Here is a 25,709-nt window from a genome sequence, read left to right as displayed (position 1 = left end):
TCGAACTTTGTTTAAAATAAAATTATGATTATTTCTCTATTGGGATATATGGGTAGTGGTAAATCTCACATTTCCAAAAACTTGAGCCAAAAAATAAATTTCACATTAATTGACCTTGACCAAAAGATTTCTGAAGAGCACCAGCAAACAATCCCAGAAATCTTCCAAAACAAGGGTGAAATCTTCTTTCGAAAAGAGGAAAAAAGGATTTTGGAAGAAATTTTAAATTCAGAAGACAACATTATTTTAAGTCTTGGCGGAGGAACTCCTGTTTACTATAATAATATGGAAATCATCAATGAGAAATCTAAAAGTATTTTTTTAAGAGGCTCTGTGAAAACTTTGACAGAACGTGTCCTTTTACAAAAACATACCAGACCTTTGATTTCTAAATTAGAAGATTCTGACGTTCCCGAGTTTATTGCTAAACATCTTTTTGAGAGAAATCCTTATTATTCTCAAGCTCATTTTACTGTAGATACAGATTCTAAAAGTGCCAGTTTGATTTCGGACGAAATCATATCACTTCTAAAAATTTAATCTTCATCGTCTTTATTCTCATTGAAAAATACATCCCAATCATCATTATCCATATCTTCGGTAGAATCGCCCGCTGAATAATCATCCATATCTCTTCTGTCCTTTTTGGTAGGTCGCCCGATGCCTTTTTGTCTGTAATAATCTTTTGAGGATTTTCTCATAGCGAGAATTTCATATTGGTCTTTCTCCGTCATATCAATTACATAGATAGAAACTAATTTGGCTCCTACTCTGCTTTTCGGTATATCTATAACTTTGATTTTATAATCGATTTGATTTTTTCTGATTTTTATAATATCTCCATTTTTCACTTCTTTGGAAGATTTCACAGCATTTTCTCCAATACTTACTCTATTCTTTTTTATTTCATCTGCCGCAAGAGTTCTAGTTTTGTAAAATCTCACACTCCATAAAAATTTATCTATTCTCATAATTTTTTATACTTTTGTCTCGTTAAAAATTAATCGCAATTTAACACTAAATAAAAAATGAAGAAAATACTTTTAGGAATTGCTCTTTCTTTAGCTGTATTACAAAGCTGTAAAAAAGATCATGATGAGGAAGAAATTGTAGTTATTCCTATAGAAGATCAAAATGCTTACGATGATGCTGCTGCAATAAAGTTTATGGATTCTAATTACTTCAACGATAAAGGTGTAATTACAGCATTTGATGATACAGTGACTACAGATGATAATTACCCTAAATTATCTTCTTATCCTCACGAAACATTGCCGTCTGGAGTTATCTATATTATTAGAACAGGCGCTCAACCTGATCCAGGAACAATAGTTGGAGAAAAAGACATTTTAACCTTTTTCCATTCTACTTACAGCTATATTGCTACAAATACTGATGGTAAAATTAACTTTGGTTCCTCATCACCTTTTGTAAATAGTATCTCGTCAGGAAATCCAAGTCCTGATCCTGCGTACTATTATGTTAAACAATCAGTTTTAGATGCTTACAACAAAGCAAATAATACAACTGTAGGCAGAGATTTTTATGAGATTGAAGGATTAAGAGAAGGTTTAAAATATTTTAAATCATTCAACCAAGATAATGCCGTAGATTATAATATGCAAGGTGTAATTATTGTGCCGTCAAGAGCTGCTTATGCAAGAGATAATACCATCTACGGAACTTTATACAAAGACAGAAGTTTTGTTTTCAACTTCCAGCTTTATAAAACTGAAACAAGATTACCGAAAGACGACTAATATAGTCTTGGTTTAGGATAAATAAAAAGCCGCAAATTTGATTTGCGGCTTTTTATTATAATATTTGTTTAAATTTTCGCCAAAAAATCTTCAAACTGCATTTCTCTTATAGAAACATTACCTTCTTCTGTTATTTTATCTAAGACAATCATTTCTATTTGATTGATTGATTTTTCATCAAATGGTTTTGAAACTCTGACATAATTTTCAGTAAAGCCATACATCATTCCGTTCTTATTCTCGTGTTCCCAAAGAACTGGCAGTTTTTTCCCTAATTGATTTCTGTAGAATTCCATTTTCTTTTTTTCGGAAAGGATTCTCAGCATCTTGTTACGTCTTTTTCTTTCGGGAATAGGGACCGCTCCTTGCATATCAGCTGCTTCCGTATTTTCTCTTTCAGAATAAGTGAAAACGTGAAGATAACTGATTGGCAAATCATTCAAGAAATTATAAGTTTCCATAAACAACTCTTCCGTTTCCCCAGGAAATCCGACAATTACATCAACACCAATCGCTGCGTCTGGCATTACTTCTCGGATTTTATTAACTCTGTCATTATATAACTTCGTTAAATAGCGGCGCTTCATCTTCTTCAACAATTCATCACTTCCAGATTGAAGCGGAATATGAAAATGTGGCACAAAGCTTCTGCTTTTGGAAACCAACTCGATGCTTTCGTCTTTCAAAAGATTGGGTTCGATGGAAGAAATTCTGATTCTTTCAATACCTTCAACTTTATCTAATTCAGAAATCAAATCGAGAAAAGTATGCTCGTGTTTTTTATTCCCGAATTCTCCTTTTCCGTAATCTCCGATATTAACGCCCGTCAAAACAATCTCTTTAATATCTTTCGCTGCAATTTCTTTGGCATTGGCAACCACATTATCAATGGTATCGGAACGAGAAATCCCTCGTGCTAAAGGAATTGTGCAATAAGTACATTTGTAATCACAACCATCCTGAACTTTCAAAAAAGCTCTGGTTCTGTCACCAATAGAATAGGAACCAACGAAGAAATCGGCTTCATCAATCTCACAAGAATGAATCTGAGCATAATTTTCAGACTTTTCCAAATCATCCAGATAACTCAGAATATTGAATTTTTCCTTAGCTCCTAAAACCAAATCTACTCCAGTGATAGAGGAAATTTCTTCCGGTTTCAACTGCGCATAGCAACCGATAATTGCTACCAAACCTTCTGGGTTAGCTTTCGTAGCGCGCTTGACGTGAAGTTTACATTCTTTATCTGCATTTTCTGTAACAGAACAAGTATTGATAATATAAACTTTTGCAGGTTCATCAAAATTGACCTTCTGATAGCCAGCATCCGTCAATTGCCTTGCAATAGTCGAGGTTTCTGCAAAATTCAGTTTGCAGCCAAGTGTATGAAAAGCAACGGTTTTGGGTTGTGAATTGACATTTGACATAAGTCTGCAAAGTTATTAATAAAATCCAAATCATTCCAAATGAAGGATTTTTCTAAAACTTAACTTTCAAACATCAAAAAATCCGACCTGAGCCGGATTATTTTTATTTAGATTTTTTCTGTTTCGGGACTTTCAATCCTTCTTCTTTTGCTTCGGAGATTCCGATCGCAATGGCTTGTTTTCTACTTGTGACTTTGTCACCCGAGCCGGACTTTAGTTTTCCTTCTTTGAACTCTTTCATTACTTTTCCAACTTTGTCCTGCGCTTTGTCTGAATATTTTTTCGTTGCCATAATTTATTCTGATGTTTTTGGAACTTCAACTGCCAACTCATAAACTTTGGTGTGCATCAGATATTTTGACCTTTCACGAGAAGTGACTTCCTGTACCTCATCTTTAAAAAGAACAATCACTGCATCTTCCTCTAATAAAGGGTCTGAATCTGAAAAATATTTCTCATCGGGACTTTTTTCAGTAATCTCATTTTTTCTTTCTTTCAACTTTTCCGCTATATCCTGAAAACCTTCATCCGCAGAATGTAGAATTCTATAATCTGGACCGGCAAATGCTTTATAATATTTATTTTCATTGATGAGATTTTGGGAAGAATCTTCGACTGGATTATCATTTCCATCCAAAAATCCAACCTCAACCAATCTTCCGTTGCGTTCTTCAGCAAATTTTCGTGCCTCACCTACAGACTTAAATCCCGTATAAAGATTACTATGATCAAATCCATATTTGGTAAGTCTTTCTACTATATTCTCTGATTCCATAATTTATTCTTTTGTTAAATACTATTTTAAATACTTTCTGAAAATTAGAAAATCAATGATGTCTTACACCTTTTTGATGATAATTGGTATTTCTCGGAACAGTTTGATTACTTCTCGAAAAGTTATCATTGCCATAATTAGAATCTAAAGATTGATTAGCTTCCGCAAGAAGTTCGGGAGTTTCAAAATGCAATTGTTTCCCATTTTGGAAAATCTCTCCGTGCGCAGTTCTATACATTTGATTTTCTTTGTAAGAATTTCCATCTGGTGCAGTAAAAACTTTAGTTTTACTCTTTTTTGATTTTAGTAATTGAGTTGCCAAAACCAAACTTCCGCCTGCGATAATTCCTAAAGCTATTTTTACATTGTTGTTCATATTCTTTCATTTTCAATATAGAAAACAAAAGTTTTGCCAAAAAGTTTTATCCAAATTTTAAGAAATGATTCCTAAAGAGATTAAATTGGAAATGATGACAAACAGAATATGACAAAAAGTCACTATAGAGATTTCTAAGAAATTAACTCAACATAAACTTCATAATAAAATTGGTAATCAACATAATACAGCAAATATTTTCAAATAATTATCAATAATTTAGCCTAATAGCTTTGAGTAATTAAATCAAGAATTTTATTAATGATTTTTTAAATATGGTTAAACTTCGTTAAAAGTGTAACACTAAGTTTTTAGTTCATACTAATTTAGCATTAAATTTGTCTAACAATAATCTCAAAAAAGAAATGAATATTAAGATGAAGAATACATTAAAAAAACTAATGCCTTTTGCATTGACCGGAGTTATATCTGGTGCAACGGTTTTCGGAGCTAGTCAATACTTTAGCCACGAAAATAATGGAGAAGATTTCTCATATTTCACTACAGCTTCCAAAAAATCTGCATTCGTAGGAATGGGAACAGCAGTGGGAGACGACTTTGTAAAAGCTTCTAAAGCTACGGTTCCGGCTGTGGTAACTATCAAAAATTATCAGGACAGAGCTACACAAAGACCACAAGAATCTGATATGTTCGATTTCTTTTTTGGTCCAGGCAACAGTCCTTTTGGCGGCGGTCAGCAAAGACAACAACAGCAACCTCCTAAAAATATGCCTTCTGGTTTAGGTTCTGGCGTTATTATTTCGCCGGACGGTTACATTATTTCCAACAATCACGTGGTTGCCGGAGCTAATAAACTAGAAGTTGTTTTGAGTAATAAAAAATCTTACATCGCAACTTTAGTCGGAACTGACCCCAATACAGATATCTCTCTTCTTAAAATTGAAGAAAAAGGTTTGCCTTATTTGAACTTTGCTAACTCAGATTTGACAGAAGTTGGACAATGGGTTTTAGCAGTTGGTAATCCGCTTGGACTTAATTCTACTGTAACTGCGGGAATTATTTCCGCAAAAGGTAGAAGTATCGATATCCTTAGTCAACAATCCAGAACCCCGATTGAAAGTTTTATTCAGACAGATGCGGCAATTAATCCAGGAAACAGTGGTGGTGCATTGGTGAATGTAAATGGAGATTTGATTGGAATCAATACAGCAATCCAGTCAAAAACCGGATATTATGAAGGTTACGGATTTGCAGTTCCATCTAACTTGGCAAGAAAAATTGTTGAAGATATTAAGAAATTTGGATTGGTACAGAGAGGTTTCCTTGGTGTAGGAAGTCTTGATTTGTCCAACGAGATGCAAGTTGCAGCTTATAACCAAAGAGAAAAGAAAAATCTGAAAGCAGGAGACGGAATCTACGTTACAGAAATCACGAAAAAAAGTGGTGCTGAGGACGCTGGAATCCAGGTTGGAGATATCATTACAAAAATCGATAACACGGATATTTCCGGATTCTCTGACCTTTCTCTTGCGATTGGAAGCAGAAGACCTGGTGATAAAGTGAATGTAACTTACTCCAGAAATGGTAAAATTAACAACGTAAGTGTAACACTGAAAGACCAAAAAGGCGGAACTTCTTCCAGAAGCAAAGACGACTTAACTGTAACTGAAAAAATAGGTTCTGAGTTCGAACCATTGAGCGAAAGAGTAAAAACTGATTATGGTCTGGAAAGTGGTGTAATTGCTAAAAACGTAACTGAAGGAAGCGAAATGGACAAAATTGGTGTTGTGGATAATTATATCGTAATGGAAATCAATGGAAAACCGGTTAACTCTCAAAAAGATGTTGAAAAAATCTTGAATGGCTACAAAGGAAATGTTCAGGTGAAATATGTAGATGCTTACGGAAGAATTACTACAAGAGGTTTTAAATTACAGTAAAAAAAGAATTTTAATTTATCAAAAAAACCTTTCCAAAATTTGGAAAGGTTTTTTTTCGTTTAAATCTTATTAAAGTATAAATATTTTAAGCTTATTTTTTTTGTAATTTTGTTAGAATCACATTTGAAAATGAAAAAGTTAAAATGCATAATCATAGAAGATCAAGAAGTCGATAGACTTCTTCTCCAGCATTTGATTAATCAAAGTGACAGTCTTGAATTGGTCGCTTATTTCAATAATGCGGAAGCAGCACTTAATCATTTGAGTTCTGATATAGATGTTTTGTTTCTGGATATTGATTTGCCAGGAATGAATGGAATAGAATTCAGGAAAAAGAATGTAAATATCCCTGCTTGTATTTTTATAAGCTCACATCCGGAATATGCGATAGAAACGTTTGAAATTGATACATTAGACTTTATCTCAAAGCCTTTGAAAAAGGATCGTTTTGATTATTCCATTCATAAATTGATAGATTTTTTCAGTATGAAAGAAAAGTCTGAATATTTTGACATTCTCTCCGGATCTCAATTTCTAAAAATAAAAGAAGGTCATAATACCATACAAATAAAAATTTCTGATATTATTTATCTGGAAGCTCTGAAAGATTATACAAGACTGATTACTTTGCAAAAAAAACATTGTGTTTTATCATCAATTGGTCAAATCCTGAAAGAAAACCATTTCTCAAATTTTATCAGAATTCATAAAAGCTATGCTGTTCCAAAGCATCTTATTACTAAAAAAAACAGCTATGAAGTGGTTATCAATAGTAATATCAATTTGCCAATTGGCAGAGCTTACAAAGAAAACTTAAGCTTTTTTGATTCTTAAAATGATTTGAGTTTCACCAATTATCTGATTGCTTTTAACCTCGATATTACAATTGATAGATTTGCAAAGGTCTCGAATCACGTGCAATCCCAAACCTTTTGTAATTCCAATACTTGTATGATCATCATACAACGCTCTGAATTTTTCAATATTCGCTCCTCCTCCATTATCTGAGATTTCAATCAAACTTTCACTTTTTTCTTCCCAAGCTTTGCAAATTATTTGAGCTCCCGATTTTCCTTGTAACACTTTTATACTATTATTAATGAGATTCCTGATAATCGTTTTCATATATTCTTTATCCGTGAAAACCACCATATTTTCTGAATAATTAAATGACATCTGAATATCACTAACCCAAACGAATTCTCTCTTAACATCAGAAAAAATCTCTTCTACTTTATAATTTTTGAACGATGGAACAAAATTTTCCATCTGTCCTTTGCTCCAAAGCAGGAGATCTTCCATCTGTTCCAGAAGTTGCTCGGTTACCATTGTCGTTTGTAATTCAAGACGATTTTTAGTTTCTATATCCATCATCTCCGGTGCCTCTTTTTGAAGATGTAGAAAATTAATCAATGAAATAACCGGACTTCTGAGATCGTGATTCAGGATTCCAAAAAACTGCATTTTGGTTTTGTTGGCTTTTTCGAGTTCAACATTTAATTTTTGAAGCCGATTATTGTTATTTTTTGATTGCTTGTAAAGATAAAAAAGCAAGAACCCAATTACTAAAAGTGCAACAAGGCCCAAAATATAATATACTCTTTCTTTCTCTTTATTTCTTATAATCAATTTATTGAATTCTATCTCTCTGTTTTTTTGTTCTACAATTTTTCGGCTTTCGGTTTTTGCAATTTCATTTTTTCGGCTTTGGGAATAAATAGAGTCTCTTGTGGTGTAATATTCCTGAGTATATTTGGCATAATCATCAAGATTTCTTTTCAACATACTTAACTCAGACATTCCTAAATAATTAAACATTACCCATTGTTTGTTGTTATTAGCTTCAGCAATATTTTTACTGGTTTCAAATTCTTTCTGGGCTTTTTCTAATAGCTGTTTTTTATTCCATTGTAATTGCTTTTGATATTTACCAAATTGTTTATAAAAATCCATGTAGGAATAAGCCATATTGTAATGATTGACAACTGACATATAATGATTAGGAGAAATCTTGTTCCATATGTCCTGAGCTTTGAGCTGCATAAGATAGCTTTCAACCAATTTGTCTGTATCCAAAAGCGACCAGTTGGTATAAAGCCAAGCCTGTCCATATTCATTTTGAGTTTTTTTGAAATATTCGTATGCCTTTATAAAATTAATTTGGGCTTCTTTTTGCTTTCCTAAAGTTCTATCAATTTCTGCTAAAACACCATAACAAAAACCTGAAGCTTCGAGAGACTTGGACTCTTTCGCAATCTTTAGACCCTTATTGATGTTTTCGTAAGATTTCTCTTTATTAGATTCATCAAGATATAAAAAAGCCAAACTTCTGTATGCTGAACTTACAATCCAAAGATTTTTGCTTTTGTTTCCAATATCTATTGATTTCAAATAATTTTTGACTGCTTGCGCATGTTCACCTTTCTGGTGGTAGAGCCTGCCGAACATATAATAATTATCTGCCAAAGCATATTGGTCATTGTTTTTTGTATTGATTTTGAAAGATTCCTGATTATATTTAAAAGCAGATTTGATGTTATTTTTCTCTGCGTAATAACCTACAAGCCCTAGAAGTGATTTTCCTTTTCTCAAGTACCATTTATTTTTCTTGATAAGCTCAAAATTTTTTACAGTATAGAGAAAGCAACTATCTGGATTGTAAACCCTATAAATATTAACAAGATTTTGTTGTAATTGAAACCGTTTTTCATCAGATTGATTTTTCTTCAACTCCTGCTTATAGAATTCAAGTTTTGAAAACTCCTGACAAGACAGAAGAAGTGGTAGAAATGAAACAAAAAAAAGTAGTTTTTTAATCATAACACTTTAATTTCTACTAATTTAATTATAAAATGTCATTGGTCTATTAAAATTGTCGTTTATCTATTATAAGTTTTTATCAGGAGTTGTAATTCTAACTTTGGAATAGAAAAATTCACCCTATGAAAAATAAAATACTCATTCAGCTTTTGATTCTATCCATTGCTCCAACAGGATTATTGAAAGCGCAAAAGACAATTGCATCAACAGGGATAACCGCCAGCGGAAGTGGTGGCAGCACATCTTATACTGTCGGGCAAATAGATTACCAGCAAAAAGGAGCCAATGCTCAGGTAATGGAAGGTGTACAGCACGCTTATGAAATCATAACCCTTGCTGTAGAAGATTTGGATAACAAAGCAAAGAATATCCTCTTGTATCCCAATCCTGTGAAAGATTTCTTGTCTATTGATTTCAATAAAGAAAATTATCAGGATTCAAATTACGTCTTATTTGACTCGCAAGGAAAATTGATAAAAAAAGGGAATCTCAATCAGCAGAAAAGCGAACTGGATTTTTCTCTTTTGCCTACTTCTGTTTATATCATTCAGATTTTCCAAAACAACCAAAACATCAGAACATTTAAAATCATCAAAAAATAATACTTATGAAAAGAATTGTATTAATTGCAGCGTTTGCCTTGGGAACTTATATGGTTTCTGCACAAGCTCCTGAAAAAATGAGCTATCAGGCAATTATCAGAAATAATACCGGACAACTCTTGGCTAATCAAAATGTCGCTGTGAGAGTCAGCGTTCTACAAGGTTCAGCAGCGGGAGCATCTGTTTATTCCGAAAGAATCACGGGAACAACTAATGTTAATGGTTTGGTAAGTTTGGAAATAGGTTCAGGAACAGTTCTTAGCGGAACATTCAACACCATCAACTGGGGCGGAAACTCTTATTATCTTAAAACCGAAACAGATCCAGCTGGTGGAACTAATTATACTATCGCAGGAACGAGTCAATTGTTAAGTGTTCCATATGCTTTGTATGCAAAATCTTCCGGAAGTGGAGGAAGCGGAAGTTTGACACTGCCTTTCATAGCAACACAAAACAATGCATCAATTCTATTTTCGATAAACAATGATGGAGACGGCACTTCTCTCGAAGGAACTAATAGCACAACTACTTCTAATATTGCAGCTGTAAGAGGTATTGTAACCAATACTACTCCAGGTGGATTTTCAACCGCTGTAAAAGGGATTAACAGTGGCACTGGCGGCTTAGGCATTGGCGTTTGGGGATCTCAGGCAGGATCAGGCTGGGGCGTTTATGGTTCTACACCAAATGGTTTGGGTGTTTATGGTAACTCATCAGCCAATGGAACAGGGGTATATGCTAATAGTAATACCGGAACAGGACTTACAGCAACGAGCAGCGCAGGCATTCCTGCCAATATTTCAATATTCAGTAATTCCAACAACAACAATGTTTTGAATGCCAACACCGTCGGAAATGGTGATGTTATTAATGTAAATACAGCAGGAAATGGTAATGGTGTCAAAAGCAGCACAGGAAATGGCTTTGCTATCCACGGTATCACAAGCCAGCTAACCTCTGCGGGGATTGTTGGAGATAACAATGGAGCAGGTGAAGCCATAGTCGGTAGAACAACGAGTGACATTGCTGGAGCTGTTGTTGGACGTAACGATGGCGGCGGTTATGGCGTACGTGGATTTATTGCCACAAATACTTCAGGAACAGGAGTGGGTGTTTACGGTCAAGTAGGTCTCGCTGGTAGTGAAGGTCGCGCAGGAAGATTTGAAAATCTAAATACAAATAATGAAAGAAACACATTTGAAGTAGAAACCAATAGCAATGGCAATATTCCCGATAATACAGAAGGAAATGCAGCATCTTTCTTAGTTAATAATACAAATAGCGTTGCTGCCGCTGTACGAGGAGAGGTGAATACTATTTTCGGCAATTTTGGTGCAGCAGGAATCTTCGGTGTATCTTCTGGAACTGGCGGTAGAGCCGGTTTATTTTATGCTTCCAATCCAGCTGGAAATGGACACGCTTTGGTTGCTTTAACAGATGGGAACGGAAATGCTATAACAGCCAACGCCGGAAAAGACGGAAACGGGATAGAAACCAATGTTGATGGTACTGGAAACGCTCTGTATGCTTGGGTACCTTCTTTTTCCGAAGGTCGCGCAGGGAGATTTAATAACTTTAACGAAGATAACGAGAGCGATGTAATCACTGTTACTACTGTTGGAAATGGAACAGCAGGAAATTTTAAAGTAGATCGGGTAACAGGAACATCCCCAGCAGTAAAAGGTGAAGTAAATTCTCAATTCGCCAACTTCGGAACTGCTGGTATCTATGGACTCTCTTCTGGGACTGGTGGATATGCCGGATTATTTTATGCAAGCAACGCATCTGGAAATGGACCTGCGCTATTAGCACTTACAGAAGGTAATGGAAATGGAATTACTGCAAACGCAGGAGGAAGTGGCGATGGTATAGAAGCAAGTGCGGATGGCGCAGGAAATGCAATATCAGGATTCACGCCTAACTTCGGAACAGGAAAAGCAGGAAGATTTGCTAATTATAACAACTCCAATGGACAACCTACTGTACATATTACTACAACAGGAACTGGATCAACTCTCTTGATCAATCATACTGGAGCGTCTGGAAATCTCGCTACATTCCAAAGCGGTAGTACCAATGTAGCCCGGATCAATAAAGCAGGAAGAGGTTTTTTCAATGGAGGAACTCAAAATAGTGGAGCTGATATTGCCGAAGCATTTGATGTGGAAGGTCATATTTCACAGTACGAAACCGGAGACATTCTTGTAATTTCGACCGATTCTGACAGAACTGTAGAAAAATCCTCATCACCTTATTCCAATCTTGTAGCTGGTGTCTATGCTACAAAACCTGGTGTACTTTTGACAGAAGAAAATATCGACACGGATATTTCTGATAAAGTTCCAATGGGTGTCATTGGTGTCATCCCTACAAAAGTTTGTCTGGAAGGCGGCGCCATCAAAAGAGGAGATTTATTAGTAACCTCATCTACAGCTGGAGTAGCAATGAAGGCCGATATCAATAAAGTAAAAGTAGGACAAGTTCTTGGAAAGGCTTTGCAATCTTATGATGGTAAAGAGATCGGTAAAATCAATGTTTTAATCAGTATCAAATAATTTTAAAATTTAAACAAAATGAAAAATTTATATATCGCAATTCTAATGATTGCAGGAACATCTTTCGCTATGGCACAGGAAAGCAAAACTACTGAGGAAAAACAAGAAATTCCCAAAGAAGTAACAGAAGCCAATGCCAAAGCTTACAAAGATAAAGCTGCAGAAAAGAAAGTTGAGAGAACTGGTCTGGCATCGGAAGAAGGTCTTCAAAAATCAAAAACTCAGAATAAAGCTTCGGCTCCTTCTGGCAAAACGATTCCTGGAACTTCTGATATTTATGCTGTGAAAGCAAGCATTCCTGGCAGAACGGTAAATAATAAAAAGCAAGTGAGCAACAAAAAACAAGTACAAGGTTTACCAAATACCGCGACTCTTGCTGAGATCAAAAAAACAATTCCTAAAAACTAATTTTAATTTAGAAAAGGCTTATCAAAATTGATAAGTCTTTTTTATTTAATTTAAAATTCATTCTGAATCTCGAAAACAAAACAATATTTTTGCAGTCTAAAAATTCCTGTGAAACTTTTCAATTCCTATATCAACACTTTCAAAGGACTGTCCAGAGAAGCCTGGATGTTGTCCATCGTGATGCTCATCAATCGTTCCGGTTCGATGGTTTTACCATTTTTGGGTGTTTATATGACAGACCATTTGAAGTTTTCTTTGGAAAATACAGGAATTGTTTTAAGCTTTTACGGAATCGGTTCTGTTTTAGGTTCTTGGCTGGGCGGTTTTTTGACAGATAAATTTGGAGAATATTATATCCAAAGTTGGAGTCTGTTTCTTAGTGCGCCGATATTTATCATTATGCCGTTTTTCTCAAGTGTGGAAATGATGGCTTTATTAATTTTTCTGCAAAGTACAATCAGTGATACGTTTCGACCTGCGAATTCGGTGGCGATTACAAAATATGCAAGACCCGAGAATCTGACTAAAGCTTTCTCTCTCAACAGAATGGCCGTTAATTTAGGTTTTTCGATTGGTCCTGCTTTGGGCGGAATTTTGTCGGGGATTTCTTATAATTTCCTTTTCATTGTGAATGCAATCGGAGCCGTTATTGCAGGGATTATCTACGTTATATTTTTCCGAAGAAGAAATAAAATCTTCCGAGAGAAAAAGAAATTAGAACCTATAAAACCTGTTGAAAAGGCGGTTACAAAATCGCCTTACAAAGATTATCCATTTTTGCTTTACAGCTTTTTGTGTGCAGTTTTCGCTGTTTGTTTTTTCCAGTTTTTCAATACGATTCCGTTGTTTTATAAAGACGTTGCGAAATTGGATCAAAGTACGATTGGTTTTATTTTAGGATACAGTGGATTCATTATCGTATTGTTGGAAATGCCTTTGGTAAGTCTAGCAGAACGGGTTTTGAAGATTCCGCAAATCTTGTCCATTGGGATTATAATGTCAGGTTTTTCTTATCTGCTGCTACTTTTTGGAAGTAACATTCCGTTGCTTTTGTTATCGATGTCGATTTTGTCTATTGCAGAGATTTGGGTGCTTCCGTTTATGTCAACCGTTACGGCTTTACGTGCTGAGAAAGGAAACAAAGGTGCTTATATGGGACTGAACGGTATTGCATTTTCGTTCTCCTTTATTTTCACGCCGTTTTTGGGGACTTATGTTGTGAGCCACTTTGGGTTTGATAGTCTTTGGGTTGGTTCGTTTACGGTTTTGGCTTTGTCAGCGATTCTTATTTATGTGGTTGTTAAGAGAATGATTGTAATGAAGTAGATTATCGGGATTTGAATAAGAATTTTTTGGAAGTTGTATTGTTAACAGGTCGCACCTATGACACTTCGTTACAAGGTATATTTGGAATCTATTAACAGCACGCTCCGCTGGAGCTAGTTTGTCGGGAATATGTCTAATAGGTTGGAGAATGTAACCTACAGGAGCTAGAATATACTTTCATATTGTAAGAATATAATTTCACATCGCGAGAATATTCCTCAACAATGCGAAAATATTCAGCAACATCTCAAGAATATCCAAGCACAACGTAAAAATATTCTTCTACATCTTAACAATATCCAATCACATCGTAAGAATATCAAATTACATCTTTACTTTTTGACTTTTTTATTTGAACAGCTACGAGATTGAGATTGACTTCGTCTAACCACTTCGTTAGGCTTCCTACGGAATGACAAAATTGCGTTTTTAGGGTAATCTTTTTTTTATACCGAATGTGCAGCCCGACTTGAGCGGAAATCCTTTTTTGCGTGTACAGAAATTCTATTTAATTTGAAATGGTCTGCAAAAAAGATTGGGAGCGGAAGGCGGAAATAGCTGCCCAAATAATTAATTCCCTCACAAACCAATAAAAAAACTATTTTTGTTCAACTCAAATTTGAACAATGAATCCGGGAACTATTCTACTTTTATTCGTTTTTGCCTATTTTATCGGGCTTTTGGTCATTTCTTATTTTACAAGCCGTAACTCGGACAATCAGTCTTTTTTCATCGGAAACAAAAAAAGTAAATGGTGGCTGGTGGCGTTTGGGATGATCGGAACATCGCTTTCGGGTGTGACGTTTATTTCGGTTCCGGGAACGGTGGGCAAGATGACGGCGGGCGATTATGCGTTTGGCGGCTTCGAATATTATATGATGGTGATTGGGTTTTTCATCGGTTATTTCATAGTTGCGGGGATTTTGCTCCCACTTTATTACCGGATGAATCTGACCTCGATTTACACTTATCTCGGGAAACGCTTCAATGTGGAGGCGCATAAAATCGGGTCCGTATTTTTCATTATTTCTAGAGCGATTGGTGCGACGGCGAGATTGTATCTGGTGGTGAATATTCTTCAGATTTTCCTATTGGAAGCGCTTGGTGTTCCGTTTTGGGTAACGGCTTTTATATTGTTATTAATGATTTTGCTTTACACGTTTGAAGGTGGTGTGAAAACGATTGTGATTACTGATACGTTGCAGACGTCGTTTATGATTATCAGTCTGATTGCCTGCATTGTATATATTTTATCAAATCTTAATCTGTCTTTTGGAGAAGCATTTTCTATTCTTGAACAGAAGCAATACACACACTTTATCAATACGGATGTGAATTCTAAAACCTTCTTCCTGAAAACGATTCTGGGTGGAATGTTTATCACGATTGCAATGACGGGTCTGGATCAGGAAATGATGCAGAAAAACATCTCGGTTGACAATCTGAAAAACTCGAAAAAGAATATGCTGACCTTTGCCGGAACTTTGCTTTTCGTGAACCTAGCATTCTTATTTTTAGGTGGTTTGCTTTATCTTTTTGCAATACAGCACGGCGCAGATTATGGACAAATATCAACTATGGTTGATGGAAAAGAAGTGATTACGAATACTTTTGGTTTCAAAGATTCTGCGGGTCAAATCAAAAATATAATGGGCGACGACCTCTTCCCTGCTCTATCGCTTCAAGGTCATTTCCCGATGGCACTTTCCGTGATTTTCATCATCGGTTTGATTTCCGCTCTGTTCCCTTCTGCTGATGGTGCTTTGACGGCGGTGACGAGTTCTTATTGCGTAGATTTATTAAACCTGAACGAAGACCAGCAAAAAACCGAGAAACAAAAGAAACATCTAAGAATGAAGGTTCATTTGACTTTCACTGTGATTTTCTTTGTTTTGATAATGGTTTTCAAAGCCATCAATGACAAGTCGATTGTTTATTTGATAATGGAAGTGGCGGGTTATACTTACGGTCCGTTATTGGGATTATTTGCTTTCGGAATTTTGACGAAATATCAAATCACGAAGAAATATTCCATTTTGGCAGTGACGATTTTGGCGCCTGTTGTGACTTATCTGATTAATTATCTGGTAACGAATAACACAGATTACAGAATTGGTGTGGAACTGATTATCCTGAATGGGTTTTTGACTTTTGTTGGGTTGTGGTTGGTGAAGGCTAGAAGTTTGAAATTAGTCTGATGAAAACCCACACCACCAATTACACCAACACCTTGATAGAAATTGCTGAAGATTCTCCGGTTTCTGCATCAGTAATTCCGGCTGTGAAGAATGATAAAAAGACGATTGCCAATTATCAATACGAGAAACTTTCCAAACATCCTCTGAAATATACTTCTGACGAATTGCTTTTCGAAATTTTTGCGGAACGAAATGATATTTCGCCTTCAGAATTGGAAGAAGAGAAACAAAATTTTTTCTCAAAAGGTCAAGCTTGTTTGCGGACTTCGCCTTTGGTGAAGAAAAATGGATTCGGGATTTTCCATAATCAGGATTCGAAAGTTCAATTGGTTCCCGCTGAGTCGGAAGAATATCAAGAATTATTGAAAGATGGTTTTGTTAAAAAAGTCAAAGCGATGAGGTCTAACAAGTGATTTGTCTGGAGGCTTCGAGAGCCTCAGCCTGACAATGCGTATTTTATAAGTTATTCAATCTGACAATGTGTAAAGTCTTCGACTCCGCTCATACTGACATCGATTATCTTTTATCATACCGAATTTAATTATGATTGTTTTGAATCTAATTTTATTAATTTTGTAACTACATCATCAGAATTTAATATTGAATTATGGAAAGCATCACTATTTACCCAAAAAATGAGAAGCAAAAATCTTTGCTCAAATCTTTATTAGAAGAATTAAAAGTTCGTTTTGAAGTTGCGGAAATAGAAAATCCAAAACTTTCTGAAGAAGATTTTTATGCGAAAATTGATAAATCAATAGCACAATCCGAAGCTGGTAAAACCCAAATCTTGTCAAAAGATAAGCAAAAAGAGCTTTTAGGATTATGAGTTACGAAATAGAGTTAACTGATGATGCTCACTCTGATATTCAAAAACACAAAAAAGCAGGAGATAAAAAAACGCTTCTAAAAATCAATAAACTTTTGGATGAATTAAGGGAACATCCAACCTCGGGAACTGGAAAACCAGAAAAGCTAAAACACTATAAAATCGAAACTTGGTCTAGAAGAATCTCCGACAAACATAGACTAATTTACAGAATCCAAGATGAAAAAATAATCGTTTTGGTGCTTTCTTTTTGGGGACATTACAATGACAAATAAATAGATTTTTGACATTATGGAATGTTCGTGAGTTGTGTATCGAGGCTTTGAGTTAAGTTTTTACTTTTCACTTTATAAGAACCTAGCGTTTTGCTTTTCTTATTTTTGAAATAATGGGAAAGATGACTTTCGTCCGTAAACCCAAACTCATAAGCAATTTGCTTAATGGTATTTTTTCCTGATTCTATTCGTTTTTCGATTAAAGCCAATCGGTAATTGTTGATGTAATTGCGATAAGACATCTCGAAATTTCGTTTGAAATAAGCACTGAAATAAGTCGGTGAAATATTAAAATGCGAAGCAATCGTTTTGATCCTAATCGTTTCCGGACGATAGATATTCTGATGAATGTACGAAATCAAATCTTCCTGACTCGGAACACCATTATCAATTCTGACATTCAGCTTGGCAGATGCTTCACGAATCAATCCAAATAAGGATAACACTTGGAAAAACATAATCGGAGAAGTCGTCACATCGCAGATTTTATCATAATCAACGATATTTTCCACCGTTTTTCTCAGAATCGTTTTGCAAGGTTCATCGAAACAGAGTTTTATTTCCTTCAGCATTGGATTTCTCATAATATCCATCGGAGAAGCGGTCATCAAAGTATCCGGCGCAAGATGTTTGTTGCTTTCGAAAAAACTGTCATTGAATTTGATAAAAGCAAATTTCGTCTGTTTTTTGATATCGAAATAATGTTCATCTTCGGGAGAAATCAAATACAAATCTCCAGCTTTGTAAGGCATTATCAAATTGTTCAAATGATGATTCCCACAGCCTTTGAAGATATAAACCAACTCATAGTATGTATGACTGTGTCTCGGCAAAGGATATTCTTCAGTCTCAAAACAATCGATTTCCAAAGGGCTAAACTGTTTTTTCTTCATAACCCAAAATTACAATAATCTATCAAAATATTACACACTGATTTATAATATAAATAGCGACTTTTACTTAGAATTAAAAACAATGGAAAAAAGAAACAATTCTTATCAATTAGATTTGAAAGAAATAAAACTGAAAGACGGCTCCGAAGGCACAAAAACATTAAGTTTTGAATTTGATAATCACGATGATTTGTTTAATATTTTTGAAATAATCAAGTCCAAGAAAATCTTCGAAGACGACAATACATCCACCGAATTTGCTTTAGGATTGAAACTTTTCACGGAAGTGATGCTGAAGAATAAACAACATCCTTTGTTTGAAGAACTGAGACCTGCGATTGTGGAGTTTATGAAGAAGCTGAAAAGTCAGTAAAATAAAAGTCTTCGAGAGCCTCAGACTAACAAGAGTTGTCATACTGAACATTTTGACTTCGCTCAAGATAAACTATGTCGAAGTGTTTCGAAATAATAATCACAAAAATTTAATTAAAAAAGAAAAAAAAATGGAATATAGATTTTTAGGAAAATCGGGACTGAAAGTTCCTGTTCTTAGTTTCGGGACGGCTACTTTTGGTGGTGAAGGCGATTTCTTCAAAGCTTGGGGAAACACACAGGTAGAGGAAGCCAAAAAGCTCATCAATATTTGTTTGGATGCAGGTGTTAATTTATTTGACACAGCTGATATTTATTCTGATGGAAAATCAGAAGAAGTTTTGGGAAAAGCAATTGAAGGGATTTCGCGAGATCAATTGATTCTTTCTACAAAAGCGACTTTCACTTTTGGCGAAGGTCCAAACAATCAAGGTTCTTCCCGACTTCATATTTTGAAACAAATCGAAGGCAGTCTGAAACGGCTCGGCACAGATTACATCGACATTTACCATATGCACGGCTTCGACGGTAATACACCTGTTGATGAGACTTTGAAAGTTCTGGATGAATTGGTAACCAGCGGAAAAGTCCGTTATATAGCAGCTTCCAATTTCTCTGGATGGCATCTGATGAAGTCTCTTGGGATTTCTGAAAAATACGGTTGGAGCAAATATGTAGCGCATCAGGTTTATTATTCTTTAGCCAACCGCGATTACGAATGGGAATTGATGCCGCTCGGACTCGACCAAAATGTCGGTTCGATTATCTGGTCGCCATTGGCTTCGGGAAGATTAAGTGGAAAACACGGCAGAAACAAACCTGTTCCGCAAGATGGCAGAATTGCGCAAGGCGGAAGTCCGGTTCCGGAAGCCGTTGTTCAGGAAGAGATTTTTTACAATACGATTGATGCATTGGAAGAAGTGGCTGGCGAAGTTAGAAAAACTGTCGCTCAGGTTGCATTGAATTGGCTTTTGCAGCGTCCTACCGTTTCCAGCATTATTATTGGTGCAAGAAACGAGGAACAATTAAAACAAAACCTGGAAGCTGTCGGCTGGAATCTAACCCGTGAACAAGTCGAAAAACTTGATAAAGCCAGCGAAGTCCCACCAACTTATCCTTATTGGCATCAATGGAAAAATAAAAGTCTGAATCCGACGCCTGATTTTTATAGTCATCTGAAGTAACGATAGAATAATCTCGAAGATTTTGCAGATAGCGAAGATCTTAAACTTATAAAAATCTACAATTTTTTTTAAATCAGCGAGAAAATAATTCGCTATTAAAATAAAAGAAAAGTTATGAAAGATTTCAAAACGACGTATTTCTTCTTAAGATTGCCAATAGCTATTTCCTTATTAGGACACGGCTTGGTACGATTGCCAAAGCTAGCAATATTCAGTAATTGGATGCTAACAACAATGGAAAAATCTGCAATTCCGAGTTTCCTGATTGTACCTTTCAGTTATCTTTTACCGATTGCAGAATTTCTAATTGGATTGGCTTTATTAATTGGATTCCAAACTAAATACGCGATTTATTCAGGATTGGTTTTGATGAGCTTATTGATATTGGGAAGTGCATCTATAGAAAACTGGAGTGCAATAGAAGCACAATTGTTGCATTCAGTCTATTTGGGTGGATTGCTTTGGTTTTATGAAAAGTATAAGCCTGTTCCAAATCATTAATTTCTAAAAATAAATTATGAAGTTTTTAAAAATAATCGCTTTTTTAATTTTATCCTTTAATTATTTATCGGCTCAGAATCGTCCTGTCTTGGATATAATGTTGACCAATTATCAATATCCTTATGATGTTCATTTTCTTGATTTAAAAAGTCAGAATCAGGATTTGAAAATGGCTTATATGGATGTGAAGCCGGAAAAATCTAATGGTAAAACGGTTGTTCTGCTTCACGGCAAAAACTTCAACGGTGCGTATTGGAAAACAACGATTCAGGCTTTGAGCAAAGAAGGATTTCGGGTGATTGTTCCTGACCAGATTGGATTTGGAAAATCTTCAAAACCTACAGAATATCAATTCAGTTTTCAGCAATTAGCTCAGAATACCAAAGCGATTTTGGATGAATTAAAACTAGAAAAAATTTATCTTTTGGGACATTCGATGGGTGGAATGTTGGCGACAAGATTTGCTTTGATGTATCCCGAAACGGTTGAGAAATTAATCCTCGAAAATCCAATCGGGCTAGAAGACTGGAAATTGGTTGCGCCTTACAGTTCAATTGACCAAAATTACCAACCCGAACTTAAAGCCGATTACGAATCCACTAAAAAATATCAAAGTAATTTCTATTATGACAACCAATGGAAACCAGAATATGACGAATGGGTTTATCTGCTGACAGGCTGGACAAAATCTCCCGATTATCCAAAAGTCGCTCTGGTCAATGCCAAAACTTCGGATATGATTTTCACACAGCCAGTCGTTTATGAATTTCAAAATCTGAATGTTCCAACTTTATTAATCATCGGAACAAGAGACAGAACAGCGATTGGAAAAGCCAATGTGAAAGATAAAAAATTAGCCGAATCGATGGGACGTTACGACTTATTAGGCAAAGCCACTCAGCAAAAAATAAAAGGTTCGAAATTGGTAGAAATAGAGAATGTGGGACATCTTCCACACATCGAGGTTTTTGAGCAATTCATCAAACCTGTCACAGAATTTTTTAAACCATAAAATAAAAGTATTGAACACGGAGCTCACAAAGAATTAATCATTTAATGCCAAATCTAGGCTCACAAAGACGCTTCGCTTCGATAAGAATGTCAGCCAATTGCTAAGTTTACGCCTTTGTGAACCTAAAAACTTTGAATTAAATAAAAACCTTGCGGACTTTGACTACGTCGAATCTTCGATTTGTGTTCAACAAAACAAATTAATTTAGATTATTTAAAATGAAAAAACGATTAATTAAAAATACAGACTTAGAAATCGCTCCAATTAATTTTGGAGGAAATGTATTCGGATGGACTTTGGATGAAAAAGAATCATTCAATATTCTGAACAAATTCGCAGAAGGCGGATTCAATTTTATTGATACAGCCGATACCTACTCTTGGTGGGTCAATGGAAAAGGCGGACAATCTGAGGAAATCATCGGAAAATGGATGAAGGAAAGGAAAAACCGCCAAGGTATCGTTCTGGCAACAAAAGTAGGTTCAGAAACCAAAGAACACGGTTTTGACATTAGCAAAAGACACATTCTGAAATCTGTTGATGAATCTCTTCAACGTTTGGGAACAGACTATATCGATTTGTACTATACGCATTTTGATGATAATAAAACACCTGTTGAGGAAACCTTATCAGCTTATGACGAAATCGTAAAAGCCGGAAAAGTAAGATATATTGCGGCTTCCAATGTTTCTCCTGAAAGACTGATTGAATCTTTTGAGGTGGCCGAGAAAAATAATTTTCCAAAATATGTGGCGCTCCAGCCCCATTATAATCTGGTGGAAAGAGAAAAATTCGAGACGGAATATGCACCGTTGGTTGAAAAATTTGGCTTGAGTGTATTTCCATATTGGTCTTTAGCTGCAGGATTCTTAACCGGAAAATACAGAACTGAAGCCGATTTTGAAAACACAACAAGAGGTGGCGGCATCAAGAAATATTTTGATGACAAAGGAAGAGCAGTTTTGGCTGCGTTGGATAAAGTTTCAGAGAAACATCAATCTCAACCTGCAACTGTAGCTTTGGCTTGGTTATTAGCTAATCCATTGATTACGGCTCCAATCGTAAGTGCAACCAGCGAAAGACAATTGCAGACAATATTCGATGCGCCAAAGTTGGAATTGGATCCGGAAGATTTGGAAATTCTTAATCAAGCTTCAAAATAATCAATGGTAGAAGAACAATCGAAGCTGAGCAAAGCTCAGGTTCTCGGAATGGCAGTCGTAGCAGGGATTTGTGTTTCCAATATTTATTACGCACAGCCGATTCTGCATCAGATTGCAGAGACTTTCAAAGTTTCCGAAAGTAAAATGGGAATTATGGTTGGTTTGGGACAAGTTGGTTATGGTGCGGGATTATTGACCTTAGTTCCTTTAGGTGATAAAGTCAATCGTAAAAAATTAATCCTGATTTTATTAGCCATTTTATTCTGTATTTTGGCAGGAATAGGAATCGTTTCCAATTACTATTTCATTTTCGTATTCAGTTTGTTGTTGGGTTTGACTGCTGTAGCGGCACAAGTTATCTTACCAATGGCAGCGGAATTATCAGGTAATGAAAAAGGAAAAAACGTCGGGATTATTTTCACAGGAATTCTTGTCGGAATCTTGATGGCAAGAGTTTTCAGCGGTTATATTTCTGAATGGAGCAACTGGAAAATGGTGTATTACATTTCGGCAGGATTCACGATTTTTTCTCTAGGATTTGTCTATTTCAAATTACCAAGTGTCAAACCAAGCTTCAGTGATTCTTATCTTAAATTGATTTCGTCATCATTTTATCAGTTAAAACGATTTCCACAGCTGAGGTTATATGCAATAATGGGAGGAATTGCGTTCTCCATTTTTTGCTCATTCTGGACAACTTTGACATTTTTGTTGGTAGAAAAACCTTACCAATACAGTTCCGACACGATTGGACTTTTCGGAATGCTGGGAATTGCGGGAGCTCTAGTTGCACCAATGATTGGAAAAGCAAGTGACAAAGGCGGTTCCAGCAAAACGCAATTGATTGCAAGTATTATTTTGTTAGCAGGTTCGGTGATTATCTTTTTGTTCCCCAATTATTTAATATCAATTATTTTAGCTGTGATTTTTATCGACGTTGGTGTTCAATCAATTCAAGTGACGAATGTGGCGCTGATTTACAGACTAGACCAAAAAGCGAACAGCCGAATCAACACGATTTATATGACATCCTATTTTGCCGGCGGTGCGATTGGAACTTTTATCGGTTTGAAATGTTGGGAAACTGGCGGATGGCATTATGTTGGGTTACAGTTGGTCATCTTCAGTTTAATCGTATTTTTGATGAATATCTTTAAAACATTTAAATCAAACTCAAATCAATAATAAAGAATATTATGAAAATCTCATTGACAGTATTAACAGTATTGTTAGGCATCCAGACCGGAATAGCTCAGCAATTAAAATCCGTAGATTATAAAGACGGAAACCAAAAACTGAATGGACTTGTGACATCCAATGCAGGAAAAAAACTTTCCGGAGTTTTGATTTTACCAGCCTGGAAAGGCATCGATAATGAAGCAAAAAATGCTGCAATAGAATTGGAAAAACAAGGTTACATTGCTTTTGTGGCCGACATCTATGGCGAAGGTAACATTCCTGCTGACAACGCTGCAGCCGCTAAAATCGCAGGACAATACAAACAAGACTATAAAGCTTATCAGCAGAGGATTTCCGTTGCTTTGGAAGAATTAAAAAAACAAGGAGCGAATGTTGATAAAATTGCCGTGATTGGTTATTGTTTCGGAGGAACCGGTGCTTTGGAAACTGCAAGAGCTGGATTTCCAGTGGCTGGCGTCATCTCTATTCATGGCGGATTGGCAAAAGGAAATGACAGGCTGAATGTCCCAATAAAAACCAAAGTCCTGGTCGAAAACCCTGCCGATGACGAAAGCGTGAAACCAGAGGATATGACTAATCTGCTTGCTGAACTTAAAAACGGAAAAACCGATTTTCAAATCATCACCTACGCCAATTCAAAACACACGTTCACCAGTCCGGAATCTCCGGATTACAACGAAGTAATGGCAAAACGCGCCTGGAATCATACTTTGACTTTTTTGAAAGAAATTTTGAAATAGAAATCAGATATTAGAAAGACAGCCTTTGAGCTGTCTTTTTTTTATTTTTTGATCAATAATGAAACAATATCCTGAATTACTTTCTGCGAAATAAAATGCATAAAATCCAGCCGTTCCAAATGTGGCAGAAATAACTTAGAAGTTACTTCTTCATTTCCGATTCTAATCGTATAAAAAACCGTTCCGACATCTTTTCCATCTTCGCCTTTTGATGGGCCAGCAACTCCCGTTGTAGAAACTGCAATATTGGTTTTGAATAAATCCTGACAACCCATTGCCATTTCAGAAGCAACTTGTTCACTTACGACCGTGAATTCTTCAATCGTTTTTGGATTGACATTCAAAAGATCAATTTTCTTTTGGGTGGCATAAGTCACAACACTTCCCAAGAAATAATTGGAACTTCCGGAAACCGACGTTATCAAATGAGCTAATTCTCCGCCTGTGCAACTTTCCGCAACTGAGATTGTCAAATTTTTGTCCGCTAATAATTCGCCAAGGATTTTTTCGATTTTATCTTCCTGTGTAGCAATGATATTTTCTCCGATTAAAGGAAACAGCTTTGTGATTTCGTTTTCCAGTTCTGCATTCAGCAATTCCTGAGAAGTTCCGGAAGCTGTCAATCTCAATTTCACTCTTGTTCCAACTGGCAGGTAAGATAAGCTGATGTGTTTTGGTAAAGCCAATTCCCATTCTTCAATCGTTTCTGACAAAATACTTTCCGGGATATCAACCACAGAAACTATTCTGGTTACGATATGGTCAAGTGATAATTTTTCTTTCAGGAAAGGAACGATCTGGTCTTTGACCAAAGGTTTTACCTCGTAAGGGACACCCGGCAGACTAAAACAATAAGTTCCATTCTTTTCCAAAATCATACAAGGTGCAGTTCCGAAATAGTTGAGGAAGATCTTTGCCTTGGACAAAACCATTGCCTGGTCTTTGTTATGTTCCAATATCCAGAGTCGGTTTCTTTTTTCTAGGTAAGCTCGTAGATGTTCATAGATTTCGTCAGAGAAAATCATTTCATCTTCAAAGAATTCTGCATAAGCCTTTTTAGTAATGTCATCTTTGGTTGGTCCCAGACCGCCGGTTGTAAAAATGACGTCAGCCATCTCGAAAGCCTTTCCTAAGGTGGAAACAATCGCCTTCTCCTCATCCGGAATTGTAAAAATAGAAAGCACTTTTATTCCAATTTCTTTGAGTTGTGTCGCAATAAAATTGGAGTTGGTATCCACGGTATTTCCAGAAAGGATTTCATCGCCGATAGTAATCAGAACTGCTGTTTTCATAGAGACAAATCTCGGAAATAATTCAATTAGTTAATCAAGAATTTATCATTTTTATCAAATCGAAAATTTCAATTCAAAATCTTATGATATAATTCACTTA

General features: G+C 35.7%; 27 protein-coding genes. 19 read left to right on the top strand and 8 right to left on the bottom strand.

What is annotated here, in order from left to right; all coding sequences use genetic code 11:
* Positions 1-24 precede the first annotated feature (24 nt).
* Entirely contained in the window at positions 25-540 is a 516-nt protein-coding gene (locus KI430_RS16485; RefSeq protein WP_248875995.1) for a shikimate kinase, read from the top strand.
* Here the strand turns inward: KI430_RS16485 and KI430_RS16480 are convergent.
* Positions 537-971 (bottom strand): RNA-binding S4 domain-containing protein, encoded by a 435-nt coding sequence (locus KI430_RS16480; RefSeq protein WP_248875994.1) that lies wholly within the window; start codon positions 969-971, stop codon positions 537-539. The genes KI430_RS16485 and KI430_RS16480 overlap by 4 nt on opposite strands.
* Before the next feature lie 57 nt (positions 972-1,028).
* Here KI430_RS16480 and KI430_RS16475 point away from each other — a divergent pair, with 57 nt between their 5' ends.
* Complete coding sequence (locus KI430_RS16475; RefSeq protein ID WP_248875993.1) at positions 1,029-1,760, top strand: hypothetical protein; 732 nt, start codon at positions 1,029-1,031, stop codon at positions 1,758-1,760.
* A 68-nt stretch (positions 1,761-1,828) separates the two neighbouring features.
* Here KI430_RS16475 and mtaB read toward each other — a convergent pair whose 3' ends face one another.
* The 4 genes from mtaB to KI430_RS16455 form a co-directional block, all read right to left on the bottom strand.
* Positions 1,829-3,187 carry a tRNA (N(6)-L-threonylcarbamoyladenosine(37)-C(2))-methylthiotransferase MtaB gene (gene mtaB, locus KI430_RS16470; RefSeq protein ID WP_248875992.1) on the bottom strand — a complete coding sequence of 453 codons (1,359 nt, stop codon included), beginning with the start codon at positions 3,185-3,187 and terminating at the stop codon, positions 1,829-1,831.
* Between the two features lie 103 nt (positions 3,188-3,290).
* On the bottom strand, positions 3,291-3,479 hold the full coding sequence (locus tag KI430_RS16465; RefSeq protein WP_074236691.1) for a DUF6496 domain-containing protein: 189 nt from the start codon (positions 3,477-3,479) through the stop codon (positions 3,291-3,293).
* A 3-nt stretch (positions 3,480-3,482) separates the two neighbouring features.
* A complete protein-coding gene (locus KI430_RS16460) occupies positions 3,483-3,962 on the bottom strand; it encodes a hypothetical protein (protein WP_248875991.1) in 480 nt (159 codons plus the stop codon).
* A gap of 52 nt (positions 3,963-4,014) precedes the next feature.
* Complete coding sequence (locus KI430_RS16455) at positions 4,015-4,338, bottom strand: hypothetical protein (protein WP_248875990.1); 324 nt, start codon at positions 4,336-4,338, stop codon at positions 4,015-4,017.
* A gap of 377 nt (positions 4,339-4,715) precedes the next feature.
* Here KI430_RS16455 and KI430_RS16450 point away from each other — a divergent pair, with 377 nt between their 5' ends.
* Both KI430_RS16450 and KI430_RS16445 read left to right on the top strand, forming a co-directional pair.
* The gene (locus KI430_RS16450) at positions 4,716-6,239 is read left to right on the top strand and encodes a trypsin-like peptidase domain-containing protein (RefSeq protein WP_248875989.1); all 1,524 of its coding nucleotides are present in this window, start codon (positions 4,716-4,718) and stop codon (positions 6,237-6,239) included.
* A gap of 129 nt (positions 6,240-6,368) precedes the next feature.
* The gene (locus tag KI430_RS16445; protein ID WP_248875988.1) at positions 6,369-7,073 is read left to right on the top strand and encodes a LytR/AlgR family response regulator transcription factor; all 705 of its coding nucleotides are present in this window, start codon (positions 6,369-6,371) and stop codon (positions 7,071-7,073) included.
* Here KI430_RS16445 and KI430_RS16440 read toward each other — a convergent pair.
* A complete protein-coding gene (locus KI430_RS16440; protein WP_248875987.1) occupies positions 7,053-9,059 on the bottom strand; it encodes a tetratricopeptide repeat-containing sensor histidine kinase in 2,007 nt (668 codons plus the stop codon). The genes KI430_RS16445 and KI430_RS16440 overlap by 21 nt on opposite strands.
* Positions 9,060-9,181: 122 nt before the next feature.
* On the opposite strand from KI430_RS16440, the gene KI430_RS16435 reads away from it, so the two are divergent.
* The 8 genes from KI430_RS16435 to KI430_RS16400 all read left to right on the top strand — a co-directional run bounded on the left by KI430_RS16435 (position 9,182) and on the right by KI430_RS16400 (position 17,252).
* On the top strand, positions 9,182-9,661 hold the full coding sequence (locus KI430_RS16435) for a T9SS type A sorting domain-containing protein (RefSeq protein ID WP_248875986.1): 480 nt from the start codon (positions 9,182-9,184) through the stop codon (positions 9,659-9,661).
* A gap of 5 nt (positions 9,662-9,666) precedes the next feature.
* Positions 9,667-12,216 (top strand): beta strand repeat-containing protein, encoded by a 2,550-nt coding sequence (locus tag KI430_RS16430; RefSeq protein WP_248875985.1) that lies wholly within the window; start codon positions 9,667-9,669, stop codon positions 12,214-12,216.
* Between the two features lie 18 nt (positions 12,217-12,234).
* The gene (locus tag KI430_RS16425) at positions 12,235-12,624 is read left to right on the top strand and encodes a hypothetical protein (protein ID WP_248875984.1); all 390 of its coding nucleotides are present in this window, start codon (positions 12,235-12,237) and stop codon (positions 12,622-12,624) included.
* 165 nt (positions 12,625-12,789) lie between these two features.
* Positions 12,790-13,950: an MFS transporter gene (locus KI430_RS16420; protein WP_248878365.1), complete on the top strand. Its 1,161-nt coding sequence runs from the start codon at positions 12,790-12,792 to the stop codon at positions 13,948-13,950.
* A 626-nt stretch (positions 13,951-14,576) separates the two neighbouring features.
* Positions 14,577-16,148, top strand: a complete 1,572-nt coding sequence (locus tag KI430_RS16415; protein WP_248875983.1) for a sodium:solute symporter — start codon at positions 14,577-14,579, stop codon at positions 16,146-16,148.
* Positions 16,148-16,561 (top strand): DUF6157 family protein, encoded by a 414-nt coding sequence (locus KI430_RS16410; protein WP_248875982.1) that lies wholly within the window; start codon positions 16,148-16,150, stop codon positions 16,559-16,561. The genes KI430_RS16415 and KI430_RS16410 overlap by 1 nt, the downstream gene beginning before the upstream one ends.
* Positions 16,562-16,755: 194 nt before the next feature.
* The gene (locus tag KI430_RS16405; RefSeq protein WP_248875981.1) at positions 16,756-16,977 is read left to right on the top strand and encodes a DUF2683 family protein; all 222 of its coding nucleotides are present in this window, start codon (positions 16,756-16,758) and stop codon (positions 16,975-16,977) included.
* Positions 16,974-17,252: a Txe/YoeB family addiction module toxin gene (locus KI430_RS16400; RefSeq protein ID WP_248875980.1), complete on the top strand. Its 279-nt coding sequence runs from the start codon at positions 16,974-16,976 to the stop codon at positions 17,250-17,252. The genes KI430_RS16405 and KI430_RS16400 overlap by 4 nt, the downstream gene beginning before the upstream one ends.
* Positions 17,253-17,266: 14 nt before the next feature.
* Here KI430_RS16400 and KI430_RS16395 read toward each other — a convergent pair whose 3' ends face one another.
* The gene (locus KI430_RS16395) at positions 17,267-18,145 is read right to left on the bottom strand and encodes an AraC family transcriptional regulator (protein ID WP_248875979.1); all 879 of its coding nucleotides are present in this window, start codon (positions 18,143-18,145) and stop codon (positions 17,267-17,269) included.
* An 82-nt stretch (positions 18,146-18,227) separates the two neighbouring features.
* On the opposite strand from KI430_RS16395, the gene KI430_RS16390 reads away from it, so the two are divergent.
* The 7 genes from KI430_RS16390 (at position 18,228) to KI430_RS16360 (ending at position 24,317) form a co-directional block, all read left to right on the top strand.
* Positions 18,228-18,518 (top strand): DUF3861 domain-containing protein, encoded by a 291-nt coding sequence (locus KI430_RS16390; protein ID WP_248875978.1) that lies wholly within the window; start codon positions 18,228-18,230, stop codon positions 18,516-18,518.
* Between the two features lie 130 nt (positions 18,519-18,648).
* A complete protein-coding gene (locus KI430_RS16385; RefSeq protein WP_248875977.1) occupies positions 18,649-19,701 on the top strand; it encodes an aldo/keto reductase in 1,053 nt (350 codons plus the stop codon).
* A 114-nt stretch (positions 19,702-19,815) separates the two neighbouring features.
* The gene (locus tag KI430_RS16380; protein WP_248875976.1) at positions 19,816-20,202 is read left to right on the top strand and encodes a DoxX family membrane protein; all 387 of its coding nucleotides are present in this window, start codon (positions 19,816-19,818) and stop codon (positions 20,200-20,202) included.
* 16 nt (positions 20,203-20,218) lie between these two features.
* Entirely contained in the window at positions 20,219-21,214 is a 996-nt protein-coding gene (locus tag KI430_RS16375; protein ID WP_248875975.1) for an alpha/beta fold hydrolase, read from the top strand.
* A gap of 218 nt (positions 21,215-21,432) precedes the next feature.
* Positions 21,433-22,377 (top strand): aldo/keto reductase, encoded by a 945-nt coding sequence (locus KI430_RS16370; RefSeq protein WP_248875974.1) that lies wholly within the window; start codon positions 21,433-21,435, stop codon positions 22,375-22,377.
* Between the two features lie 3 nt (positions 22,378-22,380).
* Positions 22,381-23,562 carry an MFS transporter gene (locus KI430_RS16365; RefSeq protein ID WP_248875973.1) on the top strand — a complete coding sequence of 394 codons (1,182 nt, stop codon included), beginning with the start codon at positions 22,381-22,383 and terminating at the stop codon, positions 23,560-23,562.
* Positions 23,563-23,573: 11 nt separating this feature from the next.
* Complete coding sequence (locus KI430_RS16360; protein ID WP_248875972.1) at positions 23,574-24,317, top strand: dienelactone hydrolase family protein; 744 nt, start codon at positions 23,574-23,576, stop codon at positions 24,315-24,317.
* Between the two features lie 41 nt (positions 24,318-24,358).
* Here the strand turns inward: KI430_RS16360 and KI430_RS16355 are convergent, their stop codons facing one another.
* Positions 24,359-25,609: a CinA family nicotinamide mononucleotide deamidase-related protein gene (locus KI430_RS16355; protein WP_248875971.1), complete on the bottom strand. Its 1,251-nt coding sequence runs from the start codon at positions 25,607-25,609 to the stop codon at positions 24,359-24,361.
* Positions 25,610-25,709 lie beyond the last annotated feature (100 nt).

This window comes from Epilithonimonas zeae, assembly GCF_023278365.1.
Taxonomy (GTDB): domain Bacteria; phylum Bacteroidota; class Bacteroidia; order Flavobacteriales; family Weeksellaceae; genus Epilithonimonas; species Epilithonimonas zeae_A.
Note: the sequence above shows the minus strand (reverse complement) of the source record. Positions and strands in the feature narration are given on the sequence as shown.

Bases quoted from the DNA above. Each gene is read 5' to 3' on its own strand.
- KI430_RS16485 (WP_248875995.1), top strand. From the start codon at position 25: ATGATTATTTCTCTATTGGGATATATGGGTAGTGGTAAATCTCACATT.
- KI430_RS16480 (WP_248875994.1), bottom strand. From the start codon at position 971: ATGAGAATAGATAAATTTTTATGGAGTGTGAGATTTTACAAAACTAGA.
- KI430_RS16475 (WP_248875993.1), top strand. From the start codon at position 1,029: ATGAAGAAAATACTTTTAGGAATTGCTCTTTCTTTAGCTGTATTACAA.
- mtaB (WP_248875992.1), bottom strand. From the start codon at position 3,187: ATGTCAAATGTCAATTCACAACCCAAAACCGTTGCTTTTCATACACTT.
- KI430_RS16465 (WP_074236691.1), bottom strand. From the start codon at position 3,479: ATGGCAACGAAAAAATATTCAGACAAAGCGCAGGACAAAGTTGGAAAA.
- KI430_RS16460 (WP_248875991.1), bottom strand. From the start codon at position 3,962: ATGGAATCAGAGAATATAGTAGAAAGACTTACCAAATATGGATTTGAT.
- KI430_RS16455 (WP_248875990.1), bottom strand. From the start codon at position 4,338: ATGAACAACAATGTAAAAATAGCTTTAGGAATTATCGCAGGCGGAAGT.
- KI430_RS16450 (WP_248875989.1), top strand. From the start codon at position 4,716: ATGAAGAATACATTAAAAAAACTAATGCCTTTTGCATTGACCGGAGTT.
- KI430_RS16445 (WP_248875988.1), top strand. From the start codon at position 6,369: ATGAAAAAGTTAAAATGCATAATCATAGAAGATCAAGAAGTCGATAGA.
- KI430_RS16440 (WP_248875987.1), bottom strand. From the start codon at position 9,059: ATGATTAAAAAACTACTTTTTTTTGTTTCATTTCTACCACTTCTTCTG.
- KI430_RS16435 (WP_248875986.1), top strand. From the start codon at position 9,182: ATGAAAAATAAAATACTCATTCAGCTTTTGATTCTATCCATTGCTCCA.
- KI430_RS16430 (WP_248875985.1), top strand. From the start codon at position 9,667: ATGAAAAGAATTGTATTAATTGCAGCGTTTGCCTTGGGAACTTATATG.
- KI430_RS16425 (WP_248875984.1), top strand. From the start codon at position 12,235: ATGAAAAATTTATATATCGCAATTCTAATGATTGCAGGAACATCTTTC.
- KI430_RS16420 (WP_248878365.1), top strand. From the start codon at position 12,790: ATGTTGTCCATCGTGATGCTCATCAATCGTTCCGGTTCGATGGTTTTA.
- KI430_RS16415 (WP_248875983.1), top strand. From the start codon at position 14,577: ATGAATCCGGGAACTATTCTACTTTTATTCGTTTTTGCCTATTTTATC.
- KI430_RS16410 (WP_248875982.1), top strand. From the start codon at position 16,148: ATGAAAACCCACACCACCAATTACACCAACACCTTGATAGAAATTGCT.
- KI430_RS16405 (WP_248875981.1), top strand. From the start codon at position 16,756: ATGGAAAGCATCACTATTTACCCAAAAAATGAGAAGCAAAAATCTTTG.
- KI430_RS16400 (WP_248875980.1), top strand. From the start codon at position 16,974: ATGAGTTACGAAATAGAGTTAACTGATGATGCTCACTCTGATATTCAA.
- KI430_RS16395 (WP_248875979.1), bottom strand. From the start codon at position 18,145: ATGAAGAAAAAACAGTTTAGCCCTTTGGAAATCGATTGTTTTGAGACT.
- KI430_RS16390 (WP_248875978.1), top strand. From the start codon at position 18,228: ATGGAAAAAAGAAACAATTCTTATCAATTAGATTTGAAAGAAATAAAA.
- KI430_RS16385 (WP_248875977.1), top strand. From the start codon at position 18,649: ATGGAATATAGATTTTTAGGAAAATCGGGACTGAAAGTTCCTGTTCTT.
- KI430_RS16380 (WP_248875976.1), top strand. From the start codon at position 19,816: ATGAAAGATTTCAAAACGACGTATTTCTTCTTAAGATTGCCAATAGCT.
- KI430_RS16375 (WP_248875975.1), top strand. From the start codon at position 20,219: ATGAAGTTTTTAAAAATAATCGCTTTTTTAATTTTATCCTTTAATTAT.
- KI430_RS16370 (WP_248875974.1), top strand. From the start codon at position 21,433: ATGAAAAAACGATTAATTAAAAATACAGACTTAGAAATCGCTCCAATT.
- KI430_RS16365 (WP_248875973.1), top strand. From the start codon at position 22,381: ATGGTAGAAGAACAATCGAAGCTGAGCAAAGCTCAGGTTCTCGGAATG.
- KI430_RS16360 (WP_248875972.1), top strand. From the start codon at position 23,574: ATGAAAATCTCATTGACAGTATTAACAGTATTGTTAGGCATCCAGACC.
- KI430_RS16355 (WP_248875971.1), bottom strand. From the start codon at position 25,609: ATGAAAACAGCAGTTCTGATTACTATCGGCGATGAAATCCTTTCTGGA.